10 protein-coding genes are annotated in these 7610 nt (G+C 64.7%); 2 read left to right on the top strand and 8 right to left on the bottom strand.

Going from position 1 to position 7610, the window contains the following annotated elements; genetic code table 11:
* Positions 1 to 583: cobalt-precorrin-5B (C(1))-methyltransferase (locus AC1DT3_RS08240; RefSeq protein WP_477464767.1), on the top strand; the 583-nt coding region annotated here is incomplete at its 5' end.
* Positions 584 to 588: 5 nt separating this feature from the next.
* On the opposite strand, the gene cobM is transcribed toward AC1DT3_RS08240, so the two are convergent.
* From cobM to cbiE, 3 genes are read right to left on the bottom strand one after another with little or no spacing between them, the layout of a single operon-like run.
* The gene (cobM, locus tag AC1DT3_RS08235; RefSeq protein ID WP_477464766.1) at positions 589 to 1356 is read right to left on the bottom strand and encodes a precorrin-4 C(11)-methyltransferase; all 768 of its coding nucleotides are present in this window, start codon (positions 1354 to 1356) and stop codon (positions 589 to 591) included.
* Positions 1353 to 1736 (bottom strand): cobalamin biosynthesis protein, encoded by a 384-nt coding sequence (locus AC1DT3_RS08230; RefSeq protein ID WP_477464765.1) that lies wholly within the window; start codon positions 1734 to 1736, stop codon positions 1353 to 1355. Before AC1DT3_RS08230 ends, cobM begins: the two co-directional genes overlap by 4 nt.
* The gene (cbiE, locus tag AC1DT3_RS08225; RefSeq protein ID WP_477464764.1) at positions 1730 to 2989 is read right to left on the bottom strand and encodes a precorrin-6y C5,15-methyltransferase (decarboxylating) subunit CbiE; all 1260 of its coding nucleotides are present in this window, start codon (positions 2987 to 2989) and stop codon (positions 1730 to 1732) included. Before cbiE ends, AC1DT3_RS08230 begins: the two co-directional genes overlap by 7 nt.
* Here cbiE and AC1DT3_RS08220 point away from each other — a divergent pair.
* Positions 2988 to 3737, top strand: a complete 750-nt coding sequence (locus AC1DT3_RS08220; protein WP_477464763.1) for a cobalt-precorrin-6A reductase — start codon at positions 2988 to 2990, stop codon at positions 3735 to 3737. The genes cbiE and AC1DT3_RS08220 overlap by 2 nt on opposite strands.
* Here AC1DT3_RS08220 and cobJ read toward each other — a convergent pair.
* The 5 genes from cobJ to AC1DT3_RS08195 all read right to left on the bottom strand — a co-directional run.
* Positions 3719 to 4483, bottom strand: a complete 765-nt coding sequence (gene cobJ / locus AC1DT3_RS08215) for a precorrin-3B C(17)-methyltransferase (RefSeq protein WP_477464768.1) — start codon at positions 4481 to 4483, stop codon at positions 3719 to 3721. The two genes, AC1DT3_RS08220 and cobJ, sit on opposite strands and share 19 nt — an antisense overlap.
* A 2-nt stretch (positions 4484 to 4485) precedes the next feature.
* Positions 4486 to 5229, bottom strand: coding sequence for a precorrin-2 C(20)-methyltransferase (locus AC1DT3_RS08210; RefSeq protein WP_477464762.1), 744 nt, complete (start codon positions 5227 to 5229; stop codon positions 4486 to 4488).
* Between the two features lie 2 nt (positions 5230 to 5231).
* On the bottom strand, positions 5232 to 5864 hold the full coding sequence (locus AC1DT3_RS08205) for a precorrin-8X methylmutase (protein WP_477464761.1): 633 nt from the start codon (positions 5862 to 5864) through the stop codon (positions 5232 to 5234).
* Positions 5861 to 7132, bottom strand: coding sequence for a precorrin-3B synthase (gene cobG, locus AC1DT3_RS08200; protein WP_477464760.1), 1272 nt, complete (start codon positions 7130 to 7132; stop codon positions 5861 to 5863). Before cobG ends, AC1DT3_RS08205 begins: the two co-directional genes overlap by 4 nt.
* The coding region (locus AC1DT3_RS08195) for a cobaltochelatase subunit CobN (protein WP_477464759.1) at positions 7129 to 7610 on the bottom strand (482 nt) is incomplete at its 5' end. The genes cobG and AC1DT3_RS08195, both read right to left, overlap by 4 nt.

Raw genomic sequence — 7610 nt, 5'->3', positions numbered from 1 at the left:
GTCGATCCTCGGTACCACGGGCATCGTCGTGCCGTATTCGTGTTCCGCCTGGATCCATTCCATTCACCGCGGAATCGACGTGGCGCGCGAGGCTGGCTTGGTCCACGTGGCGGGCGCCACGGGCTCGACCTCCGAAGCCGCGGTGAGACGCCTTTACGATCTGCCGGAGCAAGCCCTGATCGACATGGGTGATTTCGCCGGCGGGATGCTGAAATATCTGCGGCGCCATCCGGTGCAGCGCGTCACCATCGCCGGCGGCTTCGCCAAGATGACGAAGTTGGGGCAGGGCTTTCTCGACCTTCATTCGCGCGCGGGTGAAGTTGATTTCACGTGGCTCTCGGAACGCGTTTTCGAAGCGGGTGGTGATCAAGCGGTCATCGCAGCGACACATTCCGCCAACACGGCGGTCGAGGTGATGCAGATTGCGCAGAGAGCAGGTTTGCCGTTGGCGGAAATCGTCGCCGCGCATGCGTGGAGAACCGCGGCAAAGGCTCTGGGCGGAGCTGGCGCGGACCTCGAAATCGCTGTGTTCGACCGGCAGGGCGGACTCGTCGGACGAACGCCTTTTCTCGCTGTTGGTTGAGACCATCACGGGGCCTCCGCTTTCGGTCGAAAGCGCCGGTCGTATCCCGTCGAATAAAGCGCGCTTTCACGAAAGTCCTGCGCCTCTAACGCTCGTCCCACAAAGATTACAGCGGTTCGTTCGAGATTGCCTGCTCGGACGAGCGGAGCGATCTCACCAAGCGTTGCGCGCAAGACGCGCTCGTCCGGCCAAGACGCTCGCCAGACGACGGCGACAGGACAATCGGCGCCGTAGCTCGGCAGAAGATCCGCAACGACTTTTTCGATCACGTGGATCGACAAATGAATCGCAAGCGTCGCTTTCGTCGCGGCGAAGGCCGCGAGCGTTTCGGTCGGCGGCATCGCCGAGGCGCGGCCGGAGGTCCGGGTCAGGACGACGGATTGCGCGACTTCCGGCAGTGTGAGTTCGCGGTTCAGAAGGGACGCCGCCGCGGCGAAAGCGGGAACGCCTGGCGTCATCGTATAGGGGATGCCGAGCTCATCGAGACGTCGGGTCTGTTCTCCGACCGCGCTCCAGATCGACAGGTCTCCCGACTGAAGGCGGGCGACGTCCTGACCTGCCGCATGTGCCCTGCGAAACTCGGCGACAATGGCGTCGAGATCGAGGGGCGCCGTATCCACGACGCGGGTGCCGGGCCGGCACCATGACAAGATTTCGGGCGGGATGATCGAGCCCGCATAGAGGCATACGGGGCAGTTCTCGATGAGGTTGCGCCCGCGCACGGTCATGAGGTCGGCGGCTCCAGGTCCCGCGCCGATGAAATGGATCGTCATTGCGGTTCTCCTCGCGCCAGGGCGCACGTGACGCGATCCGATGCGATGCGCGGCAGGATCAGCGATGCGCCAGGCCCTGCGCTCGCGAGCGCCGTCGCTTCGGCGAGCGAGCCGACGCCGTGGAGCGCCAGCACGCGCGGTGAATGCGTCTGGATCTTATCAGCCACCATTTGAAGTTCGTTCCGGTTTACGGTGGTGATCGACACGCCGAGAAATTTCGACGCATTGATGAATGTCGGTTCGCTCGCCTTCTCGTCGATGGCCGCGACGAATGCCAGGTCTCCGATCGACAGGGAAACTTCCTTCAGAGCGCGAACGATGATCGCCACCATCTCGTCGGCCGTTGCTTCACGTCGAAATCCCAGGCCGGCGACTAGCATGGCTTTACGACGCTCCATTGTGTCACCGGCATCGCCGCTCGCCATCCATGCATGCCGCCCACGAACTCCAAGCGCGTGATCGCGATGCGGCGCAATTCTCCGCCATGCTTCGCAAACAGCGCCGAAACGGTCTGCTCGGTCTCGAGCGTGACGGCGTTCGCGACCAAGCGCCCGCCGGGTTGCAGGGCCGACCAGCAGGCGTCGAAAACGCCGATGTCCGACCCGCCACCGCCGACGAAGATCGCATCGGGCTGAGGGAGGCCATCAAGCGCGTGGGGCGCTTCGCCGACGGCCACGCGCAAACCCGGCGTCCCGAGGGATGCGCTGTTGCGTCGAATGCGTTCTGCGCGATCGGGCCTCGCCTCGATGGCGATGGCGCGGTTCAGGGGATGCCGCAACATCCATTCGATCGAGATCGAACCGGATCCCGCACCGACATCCCACAACAATTCGCCTGCGCGAGGAGCAAGCGCCGCCAGCGTGACGGCTCTAACTTCCGCTTTCGTCAGTTGGCCGTCGTTCTCAAAAAACCGGTCGTCGAGGCCCGGCGCGAGCGGCACGACACGGGCGTCGGCGCCGGCGACGACTTCGATTGCGACGACGTTGAGGGGATTGATTTCTCCCAGATCGAAATCCTGCACAATCGTCCGTCGAACCCGCTCACGCGGACCACCCATGGCTTCCAGAACGATCAGATGAGATCGGGCCAATCCGCGTGCCGACAGAAGGTCCGCGAGCTGCCTCGGCGTCGTCTCGTCCCATGACAACGCGAGGACGCGCGATTTGGGCTGGAGGAACGGCACGATCTGTTCGAGCGCGCGCCCGTGGAGGCTGACGCAGGTGCATTCGGGCAGGGACCAGCTCAGACGCGCCGCCGCGAGGCTGAAGGCCGAGGGCTGAGGGATACATGTCATCTCGCCCGGCGAAACGAAGCGCGCGAGCTCGGCGCCGATGCCGTAGTGGAACGGATCCCCCGTCGCGAGCACGCACACCTTTTGACCGCGCTTCGACAGAACGAGCGGGTAGGCATCGGAGAAGGGCGTCGGCCATGCGAGCGTCTCGACATCGAGAGGCGCGGCGAGGGCGAGGTGGCGCGTCCCGCCGAAGACGATGTCCGCCTCCGTCAGTGCACGCAGCGCGCGGGCTGACAACCCCGCGCGGCCATCTTCGCCGATGCCGATGATGGTCAACCAGGGAGCCACGCCAAGCGTCGGGCTCGACAGGGACGCGTCGTTAGGAGACAAGGTTGACATGCGCATCCTCATTCTTGGCGGAACCACCGAAGCGTCCGCGCTCGTCGAACGTTTGGCGGGAAAGCCCCATTTCAACGTCGTTCTTTCTCTCGCGGGGCGAACGGCCGAGCCCAAGCGCGCCGATGTTAAAACACGCATCGGAGGCTTCGGCGGCGAAGCTGGATTGCGGCAGTGGCTTTTGGACAACCGCACAGACGCTGTCATCGATGCGACGCACCCTTTCGCGGCGAGAATTTCGCTCAACGCGTCGGAAGCTTGCAAGCAGGCGTCGGTTCCTTTGCTGGGACTTCGCCGTCCGGCGTGGCACCGTCAGCCCGGCGATCTGTGGACCGAGGTCGCGACGATGACCGAGGCTGTCGACGCTCTGGGAGTGGAGGCCTGCAAGGCATTCCTCACCGTCGGACGCCTCGAACTCGCGGCATTCTCCCGGGCGCCACAACACCATTACCTGGTTCGAACGATCGATCCGATCGGTGACGCATTGGCGACGCCGCATATCACGGCACTCAGGGCACGCGGGCCGTTCACCGAAAGCGGCGAGAGGGCGCTCATGATCGAGCATGGCATTCAGTTGCTCGTCACCAAGAATTCCGGAGGTTCGGCCACCTACGCCAAGATCGCCGCTGCCAGGGGACTGAAGATACCCGTCATCCTCGTCCGGCAACCGGGGAAACCGGACGTGACAACCGCTCGCAATGYCGACGAGGCGATGGACTGGCTTGTGGCGCTTCACGCTCGCACCCCATAGGAACGCGGCGTGTACACGTAGGGTGTGTCGCTGTCGGCCCGTGCGAGAGTTCTCGTCGTGCTCGCACCGATGAGGACCAATGTCGCCATGTTGGCGCGGCTCGGATCGGCATTCTCGATGGACGTAACGACGATCGACTCGTTCTGCCGCCCGACCGCCTGGGCGAAAATCACCGGCGTACCGGGTTCGCGAATGGTGGCGGCGAGTTCGAGCGCCGCACCGAGTTGCCAGGGCCGCGCCGACGAGATCGGGTTGTAGAGAGCGATCACGAAATCAGCCGAGAGCGCAGCGCCGAGCCGCTTTTCGATCACGTCCCACGGTTTCAGATTGTCGGACAGTGAGATGGCGCAGAAATCCCCCCCGAGGGGGGCGCCGAGTCGGGCCGCTGCAGCCAGCATCGCCGTGATGCCGGGCTCCACCGAGACCGCGACGTCGCGCCACGCCGGATCGCCCCCGTCGARCGCCTCAAACACGGCGGCGGCCATTGCGAAAACGCCCGGGTCGCCGCCGGACACGACCGCGACGTCGCGGCCCTCCATGGCGAGCGAAAAGGCGAACTTTGCGCGCTCCAGCTCGACCCGGTTGTCCGAGGGGTGCCGACGCTGATCGGATCTTTGCGGAATGCGGTCGACGTAGGGACCGTAGCCGATGACGTCGGTTGCGCGCTCAAGCGCGGATTTCGCTGACGGCGTCAGCCACCGCTCGTCGCCGGGGCCGAGACCGATCACCGTCAATGTGCCCCGCATTGTCACAGGCGCCTCCCGAGGCCGGGCACTAGGACCATGGCGAAATAGGGCGCCTCGTCGTCCGGCTTGTCAGCGAGTCGGCAATGATACCCATCGGCCATCGTTCCGCGCTCGACATAGACGGCGCGCTCGAGAAGACCGACCTCGCGCAACACCTCGCGCACTTTCGGCAGGTGCCTTCCCAGCTTCATGATGACGGCAGCATCGGTCGAGCCGAGCTTTTGCGCGAGGGTGTTTCTTGGCAGTGTCGCCGGGCAGACCGTAAGCACGTCGTCGCCCCAGGTGATGGGGACACCCGCACTCGTCCAGCAGCCGGACATGCCGGTGATGCCGGGGACGACCTCGGTCTCGAAGCGGGGGCCGAGCCTGCGCCACAAATGCATGAAGGACCCGTAGAAGAACGGGTCGCCTTCGCAGAGCACGGCAAGGCTGTGGCCTGCTTCCAATTCCGTGGCGAGGCGCTCGGCCGCTTCTTCGTAGAACGGTGAAATCGCCGCGGCATAGGCAGGATCATCCGCACTCACTTCGGTCGTGACGGGATAGACGAGCGCGATCTCGCGGGTCGGGTCGGGACTCATAACGGCATCAGCGATGGTGCGGGCGTTGCCGCGCTTTCCCTTCTTGGAGAAATGCACGAGCCGGTCGGCGCTTTGAATGATCTTGAGCGCACGCACGCTCATATAATCCGGATCGCCGGGGCCGAGGCCGACGCCGTAGAAGCGGATCGTGGAACGCAGCGGAGCCATGCTCATTCCTCCGCGCTTGCGAGCGCATTGACGGCCGCAGCAGCCATCGCACTTCCGCCGCGGCGACCGCGAACGACGAGAAACGGAACTCTGCCGTCGTTCGCAAGAGCATCCTTGGATTCGATTGCACCGACAAACCCGACCGGGATACCGATGATCGCAGCAGGCTTCGGCGCTCCCGCATCGATCATTTCGAGGAGCCTGAAGAGTGCTGTCGGTGCATTCCCGAACACGACGAGAGAGCCTTCGAGACGATCACGCCACAACTCCATGGCCGCCGCGGTACGAGTCGTGCCGAGTTCTTTCGCGAGAGATGCGACGCGCGGATCGTCGAGCGTACAGATCACGTCGTTTGCCGCGGCGAGGCGTGCGCGCGTGATGCCGTTCGCGACCATCTTTGCGTCACAGAAGATCGGCGCGCCGTTCCGCAATGCCGCTTCCGCTTTGTTCGCGAAGTCGGGTGAAAGCGCGATGTCTTTTGGAAGATCGGTCATGCCGCACGCGTGAATCATGCGAACGGCGACCCGCTCCGCCGTACCGCTGAAACGGCTGAGATCCGCCTCCGCGCGAATGATGGCGAACGAGCGGCGATAAATCTCCGCGCCTTCTTTGATATAGTCGAACCGAGCGCTCATGAGATTTTCTTCGAGTGAGTTGTCGAGGGTGATGTTTGGGTCAGACGTGCGATCACGCCGTCGATTGATACGGAACCGTCCGGGCGGGTGCGGGCATTGCCGTCCGCGACGATTCCGTATGTCCCGCTTTGTGCGACGAGCGTCAACGCAGCGTTGCCGGGATGGGCGCAACCTTTTGCGCAGCCGGACACATGGACCGTCAGTGTGGGGTTCGGCGATTGCCGGAGCGCGGTGGCGATCCGGTCCGCGTCGTCATGGGTGGACGTCGTTCCACTGGTGCAGGCGGGCGCGCCCGGGCAGGCCGCGATCTGCCGACGTGTGTCGTGCGGATCGACGATCATTCCCGCTGCAGTCGCTCTGGTGGAAATCGCCGCCGCGTCTTCGACGGACAAACCCGACAACGCAATACTGCGCCAGGGAGAGAGCCGTACTTCGTGCAGACCTGCCTCCTCGCTCCAGGACGCGATATGGTCGAACACAGCGGCAGTGCAACGCCCGTATGGCAATCCGAGGAGAACGGCGGTCTGACCGGCCGAAGATACGATTCCAACGCGCGGCGCGTCGCGGCGGTCCGGCGGAACGACGGGCGGATCGAGATTCTCCGCGAGTTCCTTGAAGCGTGTCGCCGGTAAATCGCGCATGCGCCGGATCTCGCCGGGCCGCTCGTTCGCGATTGACGCAAAGCGCGCGAGGATCGTGCGAACGCTTGCCGGCGCGTCACCGACCGAAACCGTTCCGACCCATTGCGGACCATCGGCGTGCATCAGGCCGATGGCGACGGCGGCATCGGAAACGGCGACGAGCCTGATATCTCCGTCGGTATCGTCGAGGGGAGTGGAACCGCCTCCGTCGATGACGACGCACATCTTTGCCGAAAGCTTCGGCAGGGCGGCGCAGGCTTGTTCGACCTGCTCTGCCAGGTGACGGGCGTCGATAAGGTCCGTCCGATCGATGCCGGCGAACGGCGATGTGATGGTCAGTCGGAACGGACTCTCCGACCTGATCCCGTCGGTGAGACCGGCCTCGACGATGTGCTGCACGAGATCGGCATGGGCGCTTTCGCCGACACCTCTGATCTGTAGGTTTCCGCGCGACGAAAGATCGATCAGACCGTTTCCGAATCGATCGGCTGCCGTTGCGATCGCGCGCATCTGGGGTGTCGTGAGGCGTCCGAGGAGGGGATGCAGGCGAACCAATAGACCATCGCCGGTCGGCATCGGCACCAGCATGCTGGGGCACCATCCCCGCGGGTGATCCCACGCCTTCATGGCAGGCGCTCCCGAAGCTGGTCGAGATGCACCTCGACGGAGTTGCGCCGGCTGATCCACATCCCACGTTTCGCCGCATCGGCAAACCGATCGACGATCGCGCGGGCGGCATCGGGATTGGCTGCGCGGATCCGGTCGAACAGGGACGCGTCCGCGACATACGTCGCGTAGATCAGATCGAGCGCGGCGTCGGGCACAGCGTCGGTGGTGGCCGCGAAGACGTAGAGCGCATCGACAGCCTGTGCCAGTTCGGCCGCGCCGCGCCATCCGTGGCGCAACTGAGCCTCGATCCATCGCGGGTTGGCGAGACGGCCGCGCACAAGCCGCGCGATATCCTCCGCGAGCGTTCGCGATTTCGGGGCCTCGGGGCGACTGGTGTCGAGGCTATACAGAGCCGGATCGTGCCCGAGGAGCTTCGCCGCCGCCACGAAACCGCCGACCGAGTCGCCGTTGGAATCACCGTCGAGAAGATCGCGCT

It is taken from the genome of Microvirga sp. P4_G7 (assembly GCF_056401005.1).
This window is presented reverse-complemented; position numbering and strand designations above follow the sequence as displayed.

Excerpts from the sequence above, each read along its gene's own strand:
- cobM (WP_477464766.1), bottom strand. The coding sequence starts at position 1,356 with ATGACGATCCATTTCATCGGCGCGGGACCTGGAGCCGCCGACCTCATG.
- AC1DT3_RS08230 (WP_477464765.1), bottom strand. The coding sequence starts at position 1,736 with ATGCTAGTCGCCGGCCTGGGATTTCGACGTGAAGCAACGGCCGACGAG.
- cbiE (WP_477464764.1), bottom strand. The coding sequence starts at position 2,989 with ATGTCAACCTTGTCTCCTAACGACGCGTCCCTGTCGAGCCCGACGCTT.
- AC1DT3_RS08210 (WP_477464762.1), bottom strand. The coding sequence starts at position 5,229 with ATGGCTCCGCTGCGTTCCACGATCCGCTTCTACGGCGTCGGCCTCGGC.
- AC1DT3_RS08205 (WP_477464761.1), bottom strand. The coding sequence starts at position 5,864 with ATGAGCGCTCGGTTCGACTATATCAAAGAAGGCGCGGAGATTTATCGC.
- cobG (WP_477464760.1), bottom strand. The coding sequence starts at position 7,132 with ATGAAGGCGTGGGATCACCCGCGGGGATGGTGCCCCAGCATGCTGGTG.